This window comes from Bacillus sp. DTU_2020_1000418_1_SI_GHA_SEK_038 (assembly GCF_032341175.1).
In the GTDB taxonomy this organism is placed as follows: domain Bacteria; phylum Bacillota; class Bacilli; order Bacillales; family Cytobacillaceae; genus Cytobacillus.
The window spans coordinates 2,567,019-2,587,040 of the sequence record NZ_CP135435.1 but is presented as its reverse complement, the minus strand read 5'-3'; the positions used below and the strand labels follow the sequence as shown (position 1 = coordinate 2,587,040).

General features: G+C 39.1%; 12 protein-coding genes and 1 pseudogene. 11 read left to right on the top strand and 2 right to left on the bottom strand.

Going from position 1 to position 20,022, the window contains the following annotated elements:
* Positions 1-12: 12 nt before the first annotated feature.
* On the top strand, positions 13-873 hold the full coding sequence (locus tag RRV45_RS12685; protein ID WP_315665057.1) for a DUF421 domain-containing protein: 861 nt from the start codon (positions 13-15) through the stop codon (positions 871-873).
* A gap of 79 nt (positions 874-952) precedes the next feature.
* On the opposite strand, the gene moaA is transcribed toward RRV45_RS12685, so the two are convergent.
* Both moaA and fdhD read right to left on the bottom strand, forming a co-directional pair.
* On the bottom strand, positions 953-1,969 hold the full coding sequence (gene moaA, locus RRV45_RS12680) for a GTP 3',8-cyclase MoaA (protein ID WP_315665056.1): 1,017 nt from the start codon (positions 1,967-1,969) through the stop codon (positions 953-955).
* A 20-nt stretch (positions 1,970-1,989) separates the two neighbouring features.
* Positions 1,990-2,778, bottom strand: a complete 789-nt coding sequence (fdhD, locus tag RRV45_RS12675) for a formate dehydrogenase accessory sulfurtransferase FdhD (RefSeq protein ID WP_315665055.1) — start codon at positions 2,776-2,778, stop codon at positions 1,990-1,992.
* Between the two features lie 528 nt (positions 2,779-3,306).
* Here fdhD and RRV45_RS12670 point away from each other — a divergent pair.
* From RRV45_RS12670 to fdhF, 10 genes and pseudogenes are all read left to right on the top strand, one after another.
* Positions 3,307-3,657 (top strand): annotated as a pseudogene (locus RRV45_RS12670) (DUF2294 domain-containing protein); the annotation flags it as partial.
* Positions 3,658-4,035: 378 nt separating this feature from the next.
* Positions 4,036-6,384, top strand: coding sequence for an FdhF/YdeP family oxidoreductase (locus RRV45_RS12665; protein ID WP_315665054.1), 2,349 nt, complete (start codon positions 4,036-4,038; stop codon positions 6,382-6,384).
* A gap of 320 nt (positions 6,385-6,704) precedes the next feature.
* Entirely contained in the window at positions 6,705-8,018 is a 1,314-nt protein-coding gene (locus tag RRV45_RS12660) for a C40 family peptidase (protein ID WP_315665053.1), read from the top strand.
* A 200-nt stretch (positions 8,019-8,218) separates the two neighbouring features.
* Positions 8,219-9,538 carry an FAD-binding oxidoreductase gene (locus RRV45_RS12655; RefSeq protein WP_315665052.1) on the top strand — a complete coding sequence of 440 codons (1,320 nt, stop codon included), beginning with the start codon at positions 8,219-8,221 and terminating at the stop codon, positions 9,536-9,538.
* 7 nt (positions 9,539-9,545) lie between these two features.
* The gene (locus tag RRV45_RS12650; protein ID WP_410489381.1) at positions 9,546-10,904 is read left to right on the top strand and encodes a (Fe-S)-binding protein; all 1,359 of its coding nucleotides are present in this window, start codon (positions 9,546-9,548) and stop codon (positions 10,902-10,904) included.
* Positions 10,888-12,345: an FAD-linked oxidase C-terminal domain-containing protein gene (locus RRV45_RS12645; protein ID WP_315665050.1), complete on the top strand. Its 1,458-nt coding sequence runs from the start codon at positions 10,888-10,890 to the stop codon at positions 12,343-12,345. Before RRV45_RS12650 ends, RRV45_RS12645 begins: the two co-directional genes overlap by 17 nt.
* A 144-nt stretch (positions 12,346-12,489) precedes the next feature.
* Positions 12,490-14,667 carry a malate synthase G gene (locus RRV45_RS12640; RefSeq protein WP_315665049.1) on the top strand — a complete coding sequence of 726 codons (2,178 nt, stop codon included), beginning with the start codon at positions 12,490-12,492 and terminating at the stop codon, positions 14,665-14,667.
* 70 nt (positions 14,668-14,737) lie between these two features.
* Positions 14,738-15,508, top strand: a complete 771-nt coding sequence (locus RRV45_RS12635; RefSeq protein ID WP_315669028.1) for an IclR family transcriptional regulator — start codon at positions 14,738-14,740, stop codon at positions 15,506-15,508.
* Positions 15,509-15,731: 223 nt separating this feature from the next.
* Positions 15,732-17,513 (top strand): L-lactate permease, encoded by a 1,782-nt coding sequence (locus RRV45_RS12630; protein ID WP_315665048.1) that lies wholly within the window; start codon positions 15,732-15,734, stop codon positions 17,511-17,513.
* Between the two features lie 262 nt (positions 17,514-17,775).
* The gene (gene fdhF / locus RRV45_RS12625; protein WP_315665047.1) at positions 17,776-19,857 is read left to right on the top strand and encodes a formate dehydrogenase subunit alpha; all 2,082 of its coding nucleotides are present in this window, start codon (positions 17,776-17,778) and stop codon (positions 19,855-19,857) included.
* Positions 19,858-20,022 lie beyond the last annotated feature (165 nt).

Below are 20,022 nucleotides of genomic sequence, written 5' to 3'. Positions count from 1 at the left end.
AGAGGTGACACAATGTCAGAATGGAGTCATATAATCATTCGCTCTTTTATATTTCTTTTTGTATTATTTGTAATGACAAAATTATTAGGGAAAAAGCAAATTTCCCAAATTTCCTTTTTTGAATATGTATCAGGCATTACAATAGGAAGTATTGCCGGCGAAGTTATTATGGGATTGGACAATAATATCGGACATGGAGTATTGGCGATTGCCATCTTTGGGTTAGTAACGATTGCTGTAGGATTTATTTCCTTAAAAAGCAATTCATTTCGTGATTTTGTTGAAGGAAAAGGAACAATATTTATTAAAGATGGGAAAATCATGGAGGATAATTTAAAAAAGGAAAAATACTCTACAGACGAACTGTCAACACTTCTGCGCAAAAAAGATGTATTTAATCTGGCAGATGTAGAGTTTGCGGTTTTAGAACCAACAGGTAATTTAAGCATTTTATTAAAAAAAGAGAACAGACCGTTAACACCTAAAGACCTTAATATGAAGGTAGCGAATGATAAGGTTCCTCAAACGGTGATTCGAGACGGACATATTGTGCACGATTCTCTCGCATCTGCCGGGAAAACACGGAAGTGGTTGTTTGATGAATTAGATAAGCTTGAAGTCACAATGGACAATGTCTTTTATGGACAGATTGACTCCTATGGTGATTTAACTGTTGATTTATATGATGATAAGATGCAACAGCCATCTCCACAAACAAGGCCATTATTGATGGCTCAGCTTAAAAAGTGTCAAGCGGATTTAGAATTATTTGAGTTAGAAACAGACTCGCCGGATGCCAAAAAAATGTATAAGAAAAACGCTAATAAGCTGAACGAAGTGATAAAAATACTTAGTCCGTACTTAAATAATTAAAAAAGTTTATCCCTCTGCTAAATTAACAGAGGGATTATTTTTAAAAATAATATGTCAATGATTGACTTTAATAAAAGATTTAACCCCCAATATGGGACATTTCAACCTTTTTCCTGCCTTTATTTTGCTGAAGAAGGACATCACGTTCTTCAGAATAACGGTCATTACGATTTGTCCAAATCTCTGTTATCATTTTTTCTAATTTTGAAACATCTTCTTCAGAACGCAGAATTGTCCGCAGGTCGTGTCCGACTCCAGAAAATAGACATGTATAGAGCTTGCCCTCAGCTGAAAGTCGTGCCCGATTGCATGATGAGCAGAATGCCTCTGTTACGGATGAAATAATCCCAAATTCCTGCTCTGTCCCAGTATATCTAAATCTAGAAGCCACTTCACCTAAATAATTTGGTGCTATTGGTTCGAACGGCATGACACCTTGTATAGATTCTAGAATTTGCTTTTTCGAGTAAACAGATTCCATATTCCACTGATTCGTATTTCCGACATCCATAAACTCAATAAACCGCAAAATATGGCCTTTTTCTTTGAAGAATTTGGCCATTGGGACAACTTCATGGTCGTTTAGGCCTTTTTTTACAACCATATTAATTTTTATTTTTAGGCCAGCTTCAGATGCCGCATCAATGCCATTTAAAACTTCCTGTACTTTAATCCCTCTGCCATTAATTTTTCCAAACAAATGGTCATCAAGGGAATCTAGACTGATGGAGACTCGTTTTAATCCAGCTTTTTTTAAATCCATTGCGTATTGTGGCAGCAATATTCCGTTTGTTGTCATCGCAATATCATCAATTCCATCAATTCGAGCAATCTTCTCTACTAGGTCAGGCAATGATTTTCTCATTAATGGCTCTCCGCCAGTGAGCCTGATTTTTTTAATTTCGAAGGCCTTAGCAAAAATCTTAACTAACCGTTCCATTTCTTCAAATGATAGCAGCTGTTCTTTTTGCAAAAAAGGATAATCCGGACCAAATATTTCTGCAGGCATACAATAGGTGCAGCGAAAGTTACACTTGTCCGTTACGGAGATTCGCAAATCCCTGAGTGGTCTGTTTCTTTTATCCTGTAAAATCAAGAACGTTCGCCTCCTTATTCTTAATCTATGATCCTGTAAGAGTGAGAATATACATTAAATGAGTTTCCTCTAATAAATCCAACAGCAGTAATATTTAAATCCTCAGCTAATTTAATTGCAAGATTAGTAGGAGCTGATTTTGATAGAATAATTCCAACGCCAATTTTTGCAGCCTTTAATAGTACTTCAGATGAAATTCTGCCGCTAAAGGCAATAATTTTATCCTTAACGGGAATTTTGTTCTGGATGCAGTACCCAAAAATTTTATCCAATGCATTATGCCTGCCGATATCTGTCCTGCTTATAATCATTTCCTCTCCTGAGAAGAGGGCTGCATTATGCACACCGCCAGTTTCTTGGAAAATCAAACTGCTGTCCTGGAGTTGCTTCATGATAGATAGACATTGATCTGGTGTGATCGTTGTCTTGGAAGTAGATGTCTTAGCCGTACGAGCATCATTGTGAAAATAAAACTGGCGGCTTTTCCCGCAGCAGGAACCAATAAATCGTTTCGAGTGAAATTCATGACTGGTTGTAACTTGAACATGTAAATCAACGTAAGCAATTCCCTTGCTTTCATCAATATTTATGGATTTAATCTCATCCTGTTGACGGATAATTCCTTCTGAAGCCAAAAAGCCGATCGTTAATTCTTCGAGATTTTCCGGAGTACAAACCATTGTTGCAAATTCTTGACCATCTAGCATAATCGTCATTGGCTGTTCAGTCACAATCTCATCAAGCTGTTCCTGCAACATGCCGTTTTCATACCTATAAATCCAGCTATTATTACTTATTTGACCTGCCATTCACTTTCACCTGCCCATCTGTACTTAATTACCAAAATAGTAGCATAAAAAATTCATATAGCAATAGTAAAAAAATCTAATATAGTGATAAACGAAAAAAAGGTTGAATATTATAAAGGATAATGTTAATATTTAGTAAAGTTCATAAAGTTGTAACATATATTGACGCGAGATAGCGAACCTGTCGTCGGTTAATATTGATTATGACATTATATGAAAGTGATTTACTGTTGGTGTAAAGTAGCGATCCTGCTGTTAACTAACCGTCAATTATCCCTAAGATTAGATAGGGAGGATTGACGGTTTTATATTTTTCCGGCAGGTTTGTTGTCGTTTTAGCGTCGACCCTTTTTTGCCTAATATTAAGAGACTGTAGAAAGAACAAATACAAACAATTTGACAGTTTTGTGAATTATTGTTTAACTTAAGATAATGGGATCAATCTTTCAACTTATTAGTTAAGTATTGGCAAACAAGAATGATTCTTACAACATATTATATACTGGAATTAAAGGGTTGAAAAATAGCATGAATAAATATGAAGCTGAATTTAGCAATCTTGTCCGTTCCTTTCGAAAAAAGCATATGGGAAAAGGACCAAGTAAAGTGACGACTACCTTTTGCAAAAACTGGGCTATTTGCGAAATGGAGGGAAACCTCTCCCCAGTTGAAAAGTTTATTGCGAGTGCAGATGATGGAAAACAAATGGTTCGCGCTGCCAGAACCGAAATGGTCAAGGATATGTATAAAAAGAACCAGCCAATTGAGATGGAGGAATTTTTGCAATCCAAGCTCATCGACCTATTTGTCGATATCGATATCGAAAGAGACTTTGGGATGTCAGTGTTTGTTTTTGATAACAACATTGAAGAAATGTATAACTTCACTCAGCAAAAGTCTCCCACTTCTATTAGTGGGGTGAATTCTAAAAAGGCATCTAATTCAGGAGGGATTCAAACTCCGGCTGAATGAAGTTAAAGCCTCCGGCGGATGCCTCAGATTTTTTAAAGGAAATTATCGAGCAAGTTCGATAAAAATCTGGGCGCAATTTCGCCGAGGCGAAATTGATAATAAAATAGTCAAACGGAAGTTGGCACTTGGTAGCGATCCTGCTAAAGACTAACCACCACACACAAGCGTAATATTTGTGTCTGGTGGTTTTTATATTTTTCATGGAAAAAACCGCTATTTAGATTATAGAATTACGATCATTAAACAATTCATTGTTCAGCATAAATGAAAAAGGAGAAGATTGTCATGAGTTCAACTAAGCATACAGGACCAATCAAATTAGATACTTCCTTAAAGCCATCCTTGTGGGCTGGAAAAGCGCCAATGGGGCTTGGGAAGATAAAGCCTCACCATATTAGAGATACGATGAAGGTAGCATGGGATAATAAAGATAATTTAGGATATGCTTATCGGATTCTAACACAAGGTGTGTGTGATGGCTGTGCCCTTGGTGTATCTGGGCTTTATGACCAAACTTTGACTGGTCCTCATTTATGTACAACAAGATTGAATGTTCTTCGCTTAAACACCATGCCGGCTATTGATTCGGAGTGGCTAGAGAATATAGATAAATTGAAGGAATTAGACAGTACACAGCTTCGGAAGCTTGGAAGAATTCCATATCCTCTTTCTCGAAAAAAAGGAGAAAAGAAGTTTACAAGAATTTCTTGGGACGAAGCTTTAGACAGGATCGCCGCGAAAATAAAGCAAATTGATCCTAAACAGCTTGCATTCTATTTAACTGCTAGAGGAATTACGAACGAAGTCTACTATACAGCTGCTAAAGTTGCACGTTTTCTCGGGACAAATAATATTGACAATGCCTCACGAATTTGTCATTCACCAAGTAAAACAGCATTAAAAAGATCATTAGGCATTGGGGCATCAAGCTGTAATTATAAAGATTGGATTGGGACAGACGTATTAATATTCTGGGGCTCGGTTGCAGCGAATAATCAGCCTGTCTCAACTAAATATATGTATGCGGCTAAAAAGGCGGGAACAAAAATCATTATGATTAACCCATATCGCGAGCCTGCAATGGAAAATTACTGGATTCCTTCGGTTCCGGAAAGTGCATTGTTTGGTACTCAAATTGTCGATGATGTGTATCAAGTCAATATTGGCGGAGATATTGCCTTTATGAATGGTGTGATGAAGCACTGGTTTGAAATGGAGGAAAAAGTTCCGGGATCTGCGATTGACCATGATTTTGTTAATGAGCATACAAATGGTATTTCTGAATTAAAAGTTCATATCCAGAATCAAGATTGGGAACTGCTTGAAAATTCATCTGGATTAACGAAGGAAAGAATGTATGAGTTTGCCGAGTTGTTAGCGAAATCAAAATCTGGTGTTTTTATTTGGAGTATGGGATTAACGCAGCATCGCTTTGCAACGGATAACATCTCCCAAGTGGCAAATCTTGCCATGCTGCGCGGCTTTATTGGAAGAGAGCATTGCGGTGTAATGCCAATCCGCGGCCATAGCGGCGTCCAAGGATCGGGAGAAATGGGAGCAGATCCATTTGTTCTTCCTGGAAGTGATTTTGATGAGCTAAATGCAAAACGGATGGAATATATATGGGGATTCCCGGTTCCTAGATGGCAGGGGGATACTGTAGGTCAAACATTAGAAAATGTCATGCTGCCGGAGAACCATCCGAGAAAAGTGAAGCTCTTCTTTACAAGTGGGGGAAACTTCCTAGAAACAATGCCCGATCCAGATTTTATTCAGGAGGTTCTTGAAAATGTTGAACTTCGGGTCCATCAGGATATTATTTTTAATACTTCTACCCTAGTGGATGCAAAGGAAGAAGTCATTGTATTACCTGCGATGACGAGATATGAGCAGCCAGGTGGAGGTACATCCACAAGTACGGAAAGAATGGTTTACTTCAGTCCGGAGATTAAAGGGCCAAGAATAGAGGAAGCAAGGCCGGAATGGGAAATTTATGTTGACCTTGCATCGAGAGTTTTTCCTGATAAAAAGCATCTTATTGAATTCAAGCATGCAGATGAAATTCGAGATGAAATTTCAATTGCCAACAGAAACTATGATGGCATCCAGCATTTGAAAAACAAAGGAGATGTGTTCCAGTGGGGCGGAGCCTGGTTATGCGAGGGCGGAGTTTGTCCAACTCCAGATGGAAAAGGAAATCTGCTGGCCATTGAAATTCCTGAGCTGCGGAAAACGGAAGGTCAGTTCTATGTAACAACTAGACGGGGAAAACAATTCAATTCAATGGTTTATAGTGAAACAGATCCATTTAATGGAGCAGATCGCTATGATATATTAATGAATGCTGACGATGCTGAAAAGCTTAATATTCGCGAGGGAGATGCCATCGTTGCATTTAACAGTTACGGTAGTTATCAAGGAAGAGCAAAGTTTGAAGATGTGAGGGCAGGTAATATTGCTGTATTCTGGCCAGAAGGAAATGTATTGCTTCCGAAGGGCGTGTATGAGAAATATGCGGAAATTCCGGAATATAATACAACGATCATTCTCGAGAAGGCAGAAACCTTCCATGCACAAAAAGATCGAAAATATGTAGAAAAGAGAATTGAAGAACTCGAAATGAGTATGAGCTAACCTAGTTTCTTCTATTATATAAGCTGATCTTGCACGCAAAGTATAATTTGCTGCATGATCAGCTTTTTTTGTTTTTAATATATATGATAATAATATTTTTCCAGTAATTTCCCCGGTTAGGGGGTAGATGGAACGGTTTGAAATACTTTTGTAATATAACTAAAATAGTTCTGTTAAATTAGCATGTTATAATTCAATCTATAAATAGTTTTAAAAATATATCTTTTGATTAATCGTAAATGAAAAATACCTTCAGAAGATTATTAAATACATATGCCATAGGGCAACGAGAGCTACTAACAATTGGGGGCAGGACATAAATGAAAAAGAAACTAGTAGTAATAAATACAACACTTATGCTTGGGCTTGGCGCTTTTGCCATTCCTTCAGTTGATGCAGCATCCTTACATAGTCAGAAAGCAGATATTCAAAAACAGAGACTCGATGTTCAATCAAGCCTTTCAAAAGCAGAACAGGAATTAACAGCTGTTCTTGAAGAACGTGCCATGTTAAATGCACAAATTGAAAGAGTCCTTCAAGCCATTACAGATAATAATAATTTAGTGAATAAAACAGAAAAAGATATTATTAGTACGAAGGCAGAAGTAGAACAATTAAAAACAGAAATTGCTGAAATCCAAGAAAGAATTGATAAAAGAAATAATATTTTAAAGGAACGCGCTGTTTCCTATCAAGAAAACGGCAATAGCAAAATTGGATATGTTGAGGTTTTGCTTGGATCTACTAGCTTCGGCGATTTCATTGAAAGAGTAGGGGCGGTAACAAAGATCGTTCAGGCAGACCAAGATATAATCGCTCAGCATGATGCGGATAAGAAAGCGGTTGAAGAAAAGAAATCAGCTGTTGAGAATAAACTTTCTGATTTACAAAGTATGAAAGTAGAGCTTGAAGGAATGCGGGCTCAAATGGAAGAACAAAAACAGCAAAATGCACAATTAGAAAAAGAATTGAAATCAAAAGAAAATGAAGTTGCGGCATTAAAAGCTAGTCTAAAAATTCAAGATAGTGTTCTTGCATCAAAACAATCAGAAATTCAGGCAAGACTTGAAGCTAGCAAGTACACTGCTTCAAAACCGAAAGCACCACAATATAACTTAAACCTATCAAGCGGATCAAACGATGATGCGAAGAAAGCTTCAGCTAGTGTAGTACCAAACGCACCAGTTAAAGAAGCCTCAGCAAATGTAGCACCAAGTGCTCCAGTGAAAGAAGCTCCTGCTGCAAAAGGTGATGTCAATACTGTTATCAAGGCTGGATATAAGTATATTGGGAACTCTGTTTATGTTTTTGGCGGCGGAAGAACTTCTTCTGATATTGCTAACGGACGATTTGACTGCTCTGGTTTCGTTTCATGGGCTTATTCCCAAGTAGGCGTAAAGTTACCTGCCTATACAGAGGCATTAAAGAGTGTGGGCAAGCAAGTTTCCTCTAGTGAGATGAGACCTGGGGATCTTGTATTCTTTGATACTTATAAAAAAGATGGGCATGTAGGAATTTATGTTGGGGGCGGTAAATTTATCGGCTCGCAAAGTTCTACAGGAGTAGCTAATGCAAATATGAGCAGCGGCTATTGGAAGAGCAAATTTAATGGACGTGTTATTAGAGTACTTTAATTTATTAAACCTGACTGCGATTCTATTCGTAGTCAGGTTTTTTTACGAGATTAAAATTTTGACTTTTTAATTAATTCTAAATATTTATTGAATTTAATAGATTAGAATGTTTTAATTATAATTGAATACATAATTTAATAACAATTATTGCATTAAACGAAAACAGTGTTTCCTATTACAAAACAAAAGGGGAGCTGGCTATGAATACTGCCGTTTTATTAGAAGATTTAAGGTCAGTTTTGTCAGAGGAGCAATTATCATTAGAGAGTAATCATAATAATTACTTAGGTAATTGTGGTTTAGCAACAGTTTATCCATATAAGGAAGAGGATATGGCAGCTGTCTTAAAACATGCCAATGAACATAAATTAACGGTTTCGGTTATGGGTGGAGGCACAAAAAGAGGTTTTGGCGGACTATTGGAATCCAGTGATATTCTGCTCTCTTTAGAAAAATATAAAGGGGTTGTGGAGCATACGGTTGGAGATATGACGATAACGGTTAAATCTGGGACAAATTTCCAGGAGTTGCAGGATTATTTGGCAAAAGCAAGCCAAAAAATTCCGCTTGATCCTTTTTCCCCTGCTGAAGCAACCATAGGCGGAATTATTGCGGCAAATGATAGCGGCCCTAAAAGATTGAAATATGGTTCAGCAAGGGATTCTGTCATTGGACTAAGAACGGTTTATCCTGATGGTACAGTCATTCGTTCTGGCGGCAAGGTTGTTAAAAATGTCGCGGGCTATGATATGAACAAGCTATTTATTGGTTCAATGGGCACTCTTGGTGTCATTTCAGAAGTAACCTTCAAGCTAAGGCCGTTGCCAAAATATGAATCTCTTGTTTTGGTAAGCTTTCCAGATGGAAATGAAGCTACTATTAAGGAGTTTGCGATTAAAGTCTTGGATTCTGTTCTTGAGCCAGTCAGTATTGAATTGTTAACCCCGTCCCTTTCTGAAAGACTAAGTAATCAAAAGAATTTTACAATAGCGATTTGCTTTGAAGATGTTGAAACATCTGTTCAATATCAAGAGGAGATGATTAAAGCTTTAGTACCTCCTCATTCGATTCTTACCATTCTCAACCAAAGTGAAGCACAGGATTTTTGGAAAAGGTTTTATGAATTAAATTTAATTGAGCAACCTTCCGGGAAAGAAGTGGCAGCTGTATTAAAGCTAGGAACTGTAAATCTTGACGTCATTAAGGTATTGAAGGAGGCAGTAGCATTACAGGACTTAAATAATGTAGCCATTGAAGCACACGGTGGCCTTGGACACGGTCTTTGCCAGGCAACGATAAATGGCTCCAAAGAAGATGTTGTTAACACTATTAACGAGTTTAGAAAAACGGTTGGGCCTTTAGGCGGTTATGTGATTGTGAAGCATCTGCCATATTCTATCCGTAAGGAAATAAATGTTTGGGGAGAAAAGCCAACTTATTTTTCATTGCTTGAAGGAATAAAGACGAAGGTAGACCCGAATCGGATATTAAATCCGAAACGTTTTGTAGGAGGGATATAAAGTGAGTATGACGGAAACAGAATTAAAACAAACACCCCCTTGTACAACAAGCTTAGGCAATTATTTATGGAAAGATCCGCCTGATGAAAATAAATGGGCAGACTGTGTTCACTGTGGAATGTGCCTTGAATCGTGCCCGACTTATGAGCATACTGGTCAGGAACAGCATTCTCCTAGAGGGCGTGTGTATTTAATTAAGGCAGTTGCTGAAGGGAAACTAGAAGTAAATGAGCAATTTATGGACCCAGTATTTGCCTGTTTAGATTGCCGGGCCTGTACAACTGCTTGTCCAGCTGATGTGGATGTTGGCGGGTTAATTGAGGAAGCGAGAGGACAAATCCGCCAGGCAATGCCACTTAAGGGCTGGAAAGGGACTGTTAGTAAATTCTTCCTGCATGGTCTATTTCCGCATCATACTCGCCTAAATTCGCTTGGAGGATTGCTCAAGTTTTATCAAAAAAGCGGAATTCAAAAGGCTGTTCGAAAAACAAAGCTTATTAATATTATGCCTGATCATTTAGTTCAAATGGAAGCCATTATGCCCGAAGTAAAAGAGTCAGTGCGAAAAAGATATAAAAATCAAACAGTTATTAAAGCAAAAGGCGAAACGAAAAGAGAAGTAGCTATGCTTACTGGCTGTATTATGGATGTCATGTTTAGTGATATTAATGAAGCAACCATTAACGTTCTAACAAGGAATGGGAATGATGTGAAGATGCCAGAAAATCAAACGTGCTGTGGGGCCCTTCATGTTCATGCTGGCGACCGTGATATGGGGAGAAAGCTTGCCAAGCAAAATATTGAAGCGTTTAAAGATGCCGAAAAAGTGATTGTGAATGCGGCAGGATGCGGATGTATGATGCAAGAATATGCAGAGTTATTCCGTGAGGAGCCAGAGTGGCAGGAGAAGGCAAAGGAATTCTCCAAAAAGGTTGTTGATATATCAAAGCATCTTCATGATACCGGCTATGAAAAGCCAAAAGCTGAAGTGAAAACAAGGATCACCTATCATGATGCCTGTCATCTTGCACATGGACAGGGTGTTCGCAATGAGCCAAGGGAAATTTTATTAGATATTCCTGGTGTGGAGATGGTCCATATGCCAAATGCGGATCGATGCTGTGGAAGTGCGGGAATTTACAATATTACCAATCCTGAAATGGCTGATGCTGTTCTAGAAAGCAAAATGGAAAATGTACCCCATGATGTCGAAATGATTTCTATGGGAAATCCCGGCTGCATGCTTCAGATGGCAGTTGGTGTACAGAAATATGGCAGAAGTCAAAAAATAGTTCATACTGTACAACTATTAGATTGGGCCTATCAAAATGAGAAGGGGGCTGTGAACGATGAGGAAAAAAATTAAAACGAATGATATTCACATTCTGCAATTAGCCGAAATTGTCGGTGGAGCACGGTCCATCCTATACCATAAGGAAGACTTAATATCATATGATTGTGATGGTTTTACGCTTCATAAGCATTTACCTAAGGCTGTTGTGTTTCCTAAGGATACGGAGGAAGTGGCGAAGCTTGTTAAATATTGTACGGAAAATAACCTCCCCTTCCTAGCTCGCGGGGCAGGAACTGGATTAAGTGGCGGGGCCATTCCAATTAACGGAGAAGTGATTATTAGTCTTGTTCGGATGAAGCGGCTAATTAGTGTTGATTTAGAAAACAGAAGAGCTGTTGTAGAACCAGGATTTGTCAACTTGAAGCTGACGAATTCGATATCTGATAAAGGGTATTATTATGCCCCGGACCCCTCAAGTCAATATTGCTGTACGATAGGCGGAAATGTCGCTGAAAATGCAGGAGGAGCACATTGCTTGAAATATGGCGTTACAACAAATCATATATTAGGACTTGAAGTCGTCTTGCCAAATGGTGAAATTATTGAAATCGGAAATAAAGGTATTTTAGACGAGCCAGGGTATGACTTGCTTGGTCTTTTAACAGGATCCGAGGGTACTTTAGGAATTGTCACAAAAATAACGGTGCGGATATTAAAGAATCCTGAAGGAAAACAAACAGTGCTTGCCTATTTTGACAAAGTAGAGGATGGAAGCAGGGCTGTTTCTGACATTATCTCGGCTGGGATTGTGCCTGCTGCTTTAGAAATGATGGATAAAGTTGCGATCGAAGGAGTAGAGGCCGCTGCTTTTCCTGTCGGACATCCAAAAGATATTGAAGCGGTTTTGCTCATTGAGGTTGATGGGATTGCCGCAGGAATTGATGAACAAATTAATCAGATCCTTGACGTATGCAGGAAGTGTAATGTTCGTGAGGTGCGAGCTGCAAAGGATGAAAAAGAAAGAGAACGCTGGTGGGCAAATAGGAAAACGGGATTTGGAGCAATGGGTGCGATTTCACCAGATTATTTAGTCCAGGATGGCGTAATTCCCCGCAGTAAGCTTCCTGAAGTACTTCAGAAAATTAACGAAATTAGTGAGGAGTCTGGGTTACGGATTGCGAATATTTTCCATGCAGGTGATGGAAATCTTCACCCGCTTGTTCTTTTTGATGCGAGAAAGCCTGGAGAAATTGAAAGAGCGTTGCAGGCAGGCAGTGCATGTCTTAAGGTATGTGCAGATGTTGGAGGAACGATTACAGGGGAACACGGAGTTGGAATCGAAAAGCGGGAAGAAATGCGTTTCGTTTTTAATGACGATGAAATAATCGCACAGACAAATATACGTGAAGTTTTCAACCCAGAAAACCTGTTAAATGCCGGTAAGCTTTTTCCGACACCTGGCCGCTGTGTTGAAATAAAGAAAGAGATGAAAGAAGCAGCTTTAAATGCATAAACAAATTTTTATTTTCTGAATATTATTGAAATAGACAAATGATTATGCTATTCTTTTTTTATCGATAGAATGAAACAGCGTTGCGTAATAACAAACAGAGAGAATGGATAAATTGGGAGAATGAATTGATAAGGAGGAAATAAGATGACAGCTTATTCACAAGTTGGAAAAATGCAGGTTGCTAGCGAGCTTGTTGCGTTTATTAATGATGAAGTTCTTCCAGGCAGTGATGTGGATCAAGAGCAGTTCTGGATTGGATTTGAGAAAATTGTTGATGAATTAACTCCTAAGAACAAAGAATTGCTTGCGATTCGGGATGGGCTTCAAAGAAAAATCAATTCATGGCACAGGGAAAATCAAAAGTATGACCTTGCCAGCTATAAAGCCTTCCTTAAGGAAATTGGCTATCTTGAAGAGGAGGGGGAGGACTTCAGTATCCTGACTGAAAATGTCGATGATGAGGTCGCACTTCAGGCTGGACCCCAACTTGTTGTCCCTGTCAATAATGCCCGTTACGCCTTAAATGCTGCAAATGCGCGTTGGGGCAGCTTGTATGATGCCCTTTATGGAACAGATGTGATAAGTGAAGACGGGGGCGCAGCTAGGACGGGTGGTTATAATGCGGTTCGCGGAGGAAAGGTTATTACATTTGCAAAAAACTTTCTAGACCAGTCTGTGCCATTAGAGGAAGGGTCCCATCATGACATCATTCAGTACAAAGTAATTTCAGGAAAATTGATGGCTGTCCAAAGTAATGGTCAGGAAATTGGATTAAAGAATGAAGAGAAATTCGCAGGGTATAATGGTGATTCAGAGAATCCATCAACGATATTGCTTAAAAATAATGAGTTGCATTTTGAAATTCAAATAGATCGGACCCATCCTATTGGGAAAACAGATCAAGCTGGCGTTAAGGATATCCTTCTTGAATCTGCGCTTTCAACGATAATGGATTGTGAAGACTCTGTTGCAGCAGTTGATGCAGAGGATAAAGTACTCGTTTACCGAAATTGGCTTGGATTGATGAAGGGAGACTTATCGGCAAGCTTTGAAAAAGGCGGGAAAACCGTAACAAGGACGATGAATAGGGATCGCAGCTATAAATCACCAGATGGAAATACCTTTGCTCTTCCTGGACGTTCTTTAATGTTTGTCCGGAATGTTGGTCATTTAATGTCTATAAATGCCGTGTTGGATAAGAACGGGGAAGAAATCCAAGAGGGTATTTTAGATGCAATTGTAACGAGTTTAATAGCGAAACATTCACTATTAGGAAACACAGCCCTCACAAATTCTGCCAAAGGTTCCGTTTATATTGTTAAGCCGAAAATGCATGGGTCAATAGAAGCAGCTTTTGCCAATGAACTGTTCAATCGTGTTGAGGATTTGATCGGTCTCAAACGGAATACATTAAAAATTGGTCTAATGGATGAAGAAAGAAGAACTTCATTGAACTTAAAAGCTTGTATCCGTGAAGTGAAAGAGCGGATCGCCTTTATTAACACGGGATTCCTTGACCGCACTGGAGATGAGATCCATACTTCCATGGAGGCTGGGCCAATGATCCGGAAGAATGACATGAAGGGGACTGAATGGCTTCATGCATATGAAAGGTCTAATGTTAATAATGGTCTTGCGACAGGCTTCCAATACCGCGCCCAGATTGGAAAAGGGATGTGGGCAATGCCTGATATGATGGCAGAGATGCTGAAACAAAAAATTTCCCATGTAAAAGCAGGTGCCAATACCGCATGGGTTCCTTCACCAACTGCAGCAACCTTACACGCGCTTCATTATCATGAGGTTCATGTCAAAGAGGTTCAAAGCCACCTATTAAATGAATTAGCAGACTTGAAGAATGAGATTTTACAAGTACCGGTTGCTGAAAAACCGCAATGGGGAGCAGAAGAAATTCAGCAAGAGCTTGATAATAATGCACAGGGGATTCTTGGTTATGTCGTTCGCTGGGTAGAGCAGGGCATCGGCTGTTCAAAAGTACCTGATATTAATAATGTAGGCTTAATGGAAGACCGTGCTACATTAAGGATTTCAAGTCAGCATGTTGCAAATTGGCTGCATCATGGAATTTGTACGAAGGAACAAGTTGAAGAGACTTTACAGCGTATGGCGAAGGTGGTCGATGAGCAAAATGCGGGCGATCTCGACTATCGCCCAATGGCAGAAGACTATGCTAGTTCTATCGCCTTCCAAGCAGCTCGCGATCTTATTTTTGAAGGCTATGACCAGCCAAATGGCTATACAGAGCCAATATTGCACAAACGCCGGTTAGAGGCAAAGGCGAAGTTTGCTATTAAACAATAAGACTTTTAAGCATGGCATTTCAATTGGGGTGCCATGCAATTTTGATTTCGATTTTTGAGGAGAGGGAATGTTGGAAAGAGAGAATATGGTTAAATCCGTAAGTCGTGCCCTTGATATTATCATGTTCGTCAGCATGAAAAAAGGGGGGCTAGGTGTTACGGAAATTGCAAACCAAATGGATATTAATAAAAGCTCTGTATATCGGATACTTTCAACGCTAGTTCAATATGGCTATGTCGAGCAGGATCAAGATACAGGCAGGTATAAGCTCGGATATAAATTTTTAGAGATAAGCTCAAAACTCTTAGAGTCTATTGATTTAAGAGAAGAAGCAAAGGCATTTCTGAAAGAATTAGAAATGGAGACGAATGAAGTCATACACCTTGTCGTTTACGATCAAGGGGAGGTCGTTTACATTGAAAAATTGGATGGGAATGAGACACTCCGAATGCATTCAAAGGTTGGAAAAAGAGCCCCAATGCACTGTACTTCCGTAGGGAAAGCAATACTTGCCCATTTGCCTCCAGTAGTGGCAACTGATATTCTAGAGCGTAAAGGGCTTCCATTCCATACCGATAAGACGATAACGGACATTGATCAATTTCTTCAAGAACTAATCGAAGTTAGAAAGAGTGGATATGCGTTAGATTTAGAAGAAAACGAGTATGGAATTACATGTATGGCAGTTCCCATTTTTGATCATTTAGGTAAAGTCATTGCAGCTGTCAGTATTTCTGGACCAACCATGAGAATGACAAAGGATCGGCTAAAAGCTCTTCAACCACGTATTATCCATATTGGTGAGCAAATATCAGAGAGACTCGGATATTATAGAAAATAGTAAAATACTGCAAATACTATAAATAATAGTATTTGCAGTATTTTTTTATATAATTAGCAAAAATTTAACTTAATGGTTATAATTTTCCGAATATTGTTGATATTCTTACAAATGCCTGTATAATATTATTTAGGCTGGGGCAATTTGGAAAACATTGTTTCGCCATAAGCAACAGTAGCTATTATAAGTTCGTCATTATGAAACAAAAGGAGGAAAATGTCTTATGAGTACAGGAATGCTTTCTTTACTATCTCTTTTGCCAATCATTGCAGTAGGAGTCTTCTTAGTTGGACTTAGATGGCCAGCCAGTAAAGCTATGCCTATTTCCTATGTTATTGCGGTAGGATTGGCGCTATTTGTTTGGAAGGTGCCAGGAGCCAATGTTGCAGCAGCATCTATTAATGGACTAGTTGTGGCAATTACCTTATTGTACATTATATTTGGTGCCATTCTGCTCTTAAATACTCTGCAGGAAAGTGGGGGGCTCAGCACAATCCGGCAAGGCTTTACCGATATTTCAACTGATCGGAGAATTCAGGTTATCATTGTCGCATGGCTGTTCGGATCCTTTATTGAAGGAGCATCAGGCTTCGGTACCCCTGCAGCTGTAGCTGTTCCTCTGATGGTTGGCTTAGGATTTCCTGCGATGGCTGCGGTTGTAGCTGGAATGGTTATCCAAAGTACACCAGTATCATTTGGTGCTGTAGGTACACCAATGCTTGTTGGGGTAAGCACCGGTTTATCAGCTGATGCAAGCATTACAGATAATATGCTGGGTCTTGTAACGGCAATCGGCGGACAAGTAGCCATCTTGCATATGATTGCAGGTACCTTGGTTCCGCTCTTTGTAGTAGCATTAATGACTAGGTTCTTCGGTAAAAACAAATCATTTTCTGAAGGAATAAAGGTTTGGAAGTTTGCATTATTTGCAGCCTTTGCTATGACGATTCCTTATGTAATCGTAGCAAATACACTCGGACCTGAGTTCCCATCCATGATCGGGGGATTAGTAGGACTTGCTATTGTAGTCTTTGCTGCAAAAAAAGGGTTCCTTATGCCTCCAAAAGGAGAAGAATGGGATTTTGAAGAGAAGTCAAAATGGGATCCGGAATGGTCTGGAAAGCTTGAAATCAAGATCCAAAATCATAAAAATGGCAGTATGAGTATGGTTCGTGCATGGTCGCCATATATTTTAGTTGGATTATTTCTTGTTTTAACTAGATTGAAAGGTTTGCCTTTAATGGCTTGGCTAAAATCTGTCGTCATTAAATTCGAAAATATTTTTGGTTCTGGAATAACATCTAGCTTTGAAATACTGTTTTCGCCGGGAACAATCTTTATTGTCGTATCAGCTATTACATTTTTCATTCACGGAATGGGTGGAAACGCTTACAAGAAAGCTTGGTCTCAATCAGCGAAAACGACCGTTGCAGCATCCACAGCCTTAATCTTTACCGTTCCAATGGTTCAAGTATTTTTGAATTCTGGAGGAGGGGCAGCAGGGTTTGAAAGAATGCCAATTGAACTGGCAAATGGGGTAGCTGCACTTGCAGGAGAATTTTGGCCAATTTTTGCAACCTTTATTGGCGGATTAGGGGCATTCATTGCGGGAAGTAATACAGTTAGTAATATGATGTTTTCTTTATTCCAATATGATGTAGGATCACAAATTGGAGTAGATGCAACATGGATTGTAGCACTTCAGGCTGTTGGCGGTGCAGCAGGAAACATGATTTGTGTTCATAACGTTGTAGCTGCATCCGCAGTAGTTGGTCTCTACGGAAAAGAAGGAGTGGTCATTCGAAAAACCTTATTCCCATTCGCTTATTATGCCTTGTTAGCGGGTTCAGTGGGATATTCAATTGTTTGGTACTCTCAAAAAGGCATCCTCAACATTGGCTCATTCATCGCAGTCATCATCGCAGTCGCTGCTGTATACATCATTGCCACAAATAATAGGCGGGCAAACTTACTGCTGCCACAAGACACATCAATAAAAAAATAATGATAGATAAGAGCCAGGGAGATATCGCTGGCTCTTTGCATACAATAAATAAAGGAGCTCTCTTCTAGATAGTATCACCTATTTACTGAGCGAAAAATATAGTATACTAGATATGTATTTTAATATTTCAATTAATTGAAATTAATTAAAATACAGCTATCTGGGGAGATGAGCTGCTATTTGTTAAGATGTTCTCTTATTACAGAATTTTGCTTTCTGCAATTTGATATAAGAGACTCTTAAAAAATTCACAAAATGGAGGATGAATATGGGAGAAGCTGCAAAGGTAAAAACAGTTTGTGGTTATTGTGGAACAGGCTGTGGACTTGTTGTGGAAGTTGCCAATAATAAAATTGTCAAAATTCGCGGTGACAAAGAAGCGCCAGTTAACAAAGGACAGACATGTGTAAAAGGGTCTTTTGCCTATGAATACGTTCATTCGAATAGACGTTTAACGACACCGCTGATCCGTAAGGCCGGAGTGCTTGTGGAAACGACATGGGAAGAGGCATACACCTTTATTGCTGACAAACTTAGAGGAATCAAAGATCAATTTGGTCCTGAATCCATTACGATGTTTGCTACAGCGAGAAGTACAAATGAAGTAAACTATGTAACACAAAAATTTATGAGAGCAGTGATCGGCAGCAACAATATTGACGGCTGCAACCGAACCTGACACGCTCCTAGCGTTGCCGGTCTGGCAACTGTATTTGGAAATGGATCTCCAACAAACACATTGGAAGATTTTGATCGTGCAGAGGTTTTACTGTTAATGGGTTCAAATACGACTGAGGCACATCCGATTATTGCAAACCGTATGAAAAAAGCAGTGAAATCAGGATTGAAGATCATTGTGATCGATCCAAGAAAAATAGACATGGTGAAGGTTTCACATCGTCATTTACAAATTAATGTTGGCTCTGATATTGCCCTTATGAATGCTATGATACACGTGATTATTGAAGAAAACTTGTATGACCCTGCATTTATCAACAAATTTACTGTAGACTTTGACACATTAAAGGAACATGTAAAAATGTATACTCCTGAATACGCAGCAACAATTACAGGGGTTAGTGCCGAGGATATCGTTGAGACTGCAAGAGAATATGCAAGGGCAGATAAAGCAATGATTGCTTACACATTAGGAATTACAGAGCATCATTGTGGTGTTAATAATGTATTCGATATTGCCAACCTTGCTCTATTAACAGGACATATTGGCAGAGAAGGCTGCGGTATTATGCCATTACGTGGGCAAAATAATGTTCAAGGCGCCGGCGACATGGGCTGCTTGCCGAACCAGATGCCAGGTGGTGTGAGTCTATCTAACGATGAGTATCGCCAACGATTTGAAAAGGCCTGGAATGTGAAAATTAATCCTGAGCCTGGTAATACACAAACCCGGGCATTTGAACAAATGGAAAAGGGGCTTGTAAAAGCGCTTTACTGTATTGGTGAAAATCCATTAGTAGCAGATGTTCATAGACAACATACTGAAAAGCTATTAAATGACCTTGATCTATTGGTCGTTCAGGATATATTTTTAACTGAAACAGCTAAGCTAGCCGATGTTGTTCTTCCGGCAAGATCATGGGGTGAGGTAGAGGGTACCTACACAAATACAGACCGCAGAATTCAACGTGTCCGAAAAGCAGTTGATGCTCATCCCGATACTAGGGATGATTGGGAAATACTGTGTGAACTCTCCTCAAGACTTGGCTATCCAATGAACTATAATAATAGTGAAGAAATCTGGGAGGAAGTCCGTACTTTAGCTTGGGAAATGTATGGAGGTATGCCATACTCCAGATTGGAGAAGGAATACAGTCTTCATTATCCTTGCCCAGATGAAACTCATCCTGGCACCTTTATTCTTCATCAAAGATTCTTTGATGAAAATGCAAGCAATGTACGATTGTCACCATTCAATGCTGTTAAGTATACTGGTCCAATCGAGAAACCGGACGAGGAATATCCATTTACGCTTACAACCGGGAGACGCTATGAATCTTATAATACGCACACCCAAACAAATCTTTATGCAAGTGGTGTGAAAATTAAACAAACTGAGGAGTCAGCTGATATCCATCCGGAAGATGCTGTGAAATTAGGGATTGAAACCGGAGATTTAGTCGAGGTAAGTTCAAGAAGAGGAAGCGTTCAAGTAAAAGCTAAGGTAACCGATCAGGTAGCACCAGGCTTGATTTTTATGAGTTTCCACTTTGAGGACGTTCCAACAAATGTCTTGACGATTAATGAATTTGATCCGATCTCGGGTACGGCAGAATATAAAGCATGCGCCGTGAAGATTAAAGCATTGAATAAAGTAATTGAATAGAAATGTTGGGAAAAGGAAAAGTGGATTGATCACTTTTCCTTTTTTTATGCCTTGAGCATATGAAATTTCCAATACCAACAATCATTTCAGATATATCGGTCAGTTAATGAAAATATCGGTCACTTATACAGAAATATCGGTTAGATTTCTGTTATATCGGTCACT

Excerpts from the sequence above, each read along its gene's own strand:
- RRV45_RS12660 (WP_315665053.1), top strand. The coding sequence starts at position 6,705 with ATGAAAAAGAAACTAGTAGTAATAAATACAACACTTATGCTTGGGCTT.
- RRV45_RS12650 (WP_410489381.1), top strand. The coding sequence starts at position 9,546 with ATGACGGAAACAGAATTAAAACAAACACCCCCTTGTACAACAAGCTTA.
- RRV45_RS12665 (WP_315665054.1), top strand. The coding sequence starts at position 4,036 with ATGAGTTCAACTAAGCATACAGGACCAATCAAATTAGATACTTCCTTA.
- RRV45_RS12630 (WP_315665048.1), top strand. The coding sequence starts at position 15,732 with ATGAGTACAGGAATGCTTTCTTTACTATCTCTTTTGCCAATCATTGCA.
- fdhD (WP_315665055.1), bottom strand. The coding sequence starts at position 2,778 with ATGGCAGGTCAAATAAGTAATAATAGCTGGATTTATAGGTATGAAAAC.
- RRV45_RS12685 (WP_315665057.1), top strand. The coding sequence starts at position 13 with ATGTCAGAATGGAGTCATATAATCATTCGCTCTTTTATATTTCTTTTT.
- RRV45_RS12655 (WP_315665052.1), top strand. The coding sequence starts at position 8,219 with ATGAATACTGCCGTTTTATTAGAAGATTTAAGGTCAGTTTTGTCAGAG.
- RRV45_RS12645 (WP_315665050.1), top strand. The coding sequence starts at position 10,888 with ATGAGGAAAAAAATTAAAACGAATGATATTCACATTCTGCAATTAGCC.
- RRV45_RS12640 (WP_315665049.1), top strand. The coding sequence starts at position 12,490 with ATGACAGCTTATTCACAAGTTGGAAAAATGCAGGTTGCTAGCGAGCTT.